Here is a 1381-nt window from a genome sequence, read left to right as displayed (position 1 = left end):
CTGAACTGATGCGGTGGATGCCTCCACCCGACGGCATCAATTGTGCCAAAGTGGTTTCATCTGAACCAAAGAGAGGGAGGCATCCATGTTAGAGATTAGCATATTGGCGGTTGATTTGGCCAAGAACAGTTTTCAGGTTTGTGCGGTAAGAGGTGACGGGACGGTTGTTTCCAACCGTGCTGTGTCCCGACCGCGACTATATCAGCTGTTTGCAGAGCAAGAGGGCTGCATTGTCGCTATGGAAGCGTGTGCCACCTCCCATCACTGGGGGCGGGTAGCGCAGTCCTACGGGCATGACGTTCATCTGATCCCAGCACAATACGTTAAGCCATTCGTAAAGCGTCAAAAAAATGATCGGGCCGACGCGGAAGCAATTGCAGAGGCGGCCAGCCGACCGACCATGTCTTTTGTCGCGGTGAAGAGCGCCGAGAAACAAGGAAGGGCCGTAGCATTCCGGACGCACCAATGTTTTGTTCGACAGCGCACGCAGCTGATCAATTCGCTTCGGGGCCATCTGGCGGAATTTGGCTTGGTTGCCGCAAAAGGCCCAGCCAGCCTGAAAATCCTAGAAAACGCGTTGGCCGATCCGAGCACGGACATTCCTGCACAGGTGCGGGAGATGGGAGCAATCTACCTCACACAGATTGTTCAACTGACCAAGATCATCGAACAGCTTGCTAATGAGCTCGAAACCGCCTCAAAGACCGACGAAGAGCTACGCCGCCTGTGTACGGTTCCTGGGATTGGGCCCGTGACTGCAGGCGCCATCGCGGCTTTTGCTCCTGACATGTCCACCTTCGACAGCGGGCGCAATTTTGCTGCTTGGCTTGGCCTTGTCCCCCGACAAAGATCGACCGGAGGCAAAGCCCGACTCGGCGCGGTTAGCAAGATGGGGCAATGCGACATACGCAAGCTGCTGATTGTTGGTGCCATGAGTGTAATCCGTTGGGTCGTCCGCAAGGGTGGTAGCAAAAACCGATGGCTGGCCAGTCTGGTAGCACGAAAGCCGCGCATGGTTGCGGCGGTGGCGCTGGCCAACAAGATGGCACGCATGATCTGGGCCATGACGATGAAGGAAGAGGATTACAGAATGGCGTGACCTTGGTTTGAAACGACAGGGAAACGACATAGGCCGAAAGGCCTGGGCAAGGTGATCGACCGACGGAGTAAGCAACACGGACTTCAAAGTTCAAGGCAGGAACACCCAGTCCCGGGGCGCGAGCATCATAGCTCTCTGAACCGATGTGGGGCCAGCCTTCCGAACAGCATACCGGCCCGTGGCGTCAGAACCGCCACACCAAGAGGCCTGACACACGACCGATTGAAGCCCAGCCAAAACGTCAAAAAATCAACTTGCAAAATCGGAGGCATCCACACACGC

General features: G+C 56.2%; 1 protein-coding gene. It reads left to right on the top strand.

Going from position 1 to position 1381, the window contains the following annotated elements:
* Positions 1 to 85: 85 nt before the first annotated feature.
* Positions 86 to 1099 (top strand): IS110 family RNA-guided transposase, encoded by a 1014-nt coding sequence (locus DQ230_RS16855; protein WP_113913703.1) that lies wholly within the window; start codon positions 86 to 88, stop codon positions 1097 to 1099.
* Positions 1100 to 1381: the final 282 nt, after the last annotated feature.

Origin of the sequence: Roseovarius dicentrarchi, assembly GCF_003316635.1 — a bacterium.
Lineage (GTDB): Bacteria > Pseudomonadota > Alphaproteobacteria > Rhodobacterales > Rhodobacteraceae > Roseovarius > Roseovarius dicentrarchi.
Note: the sequence above shows the minus strand (reverse complement) of the source record. Positions and strands in the feature narration are given on the sequence as shown.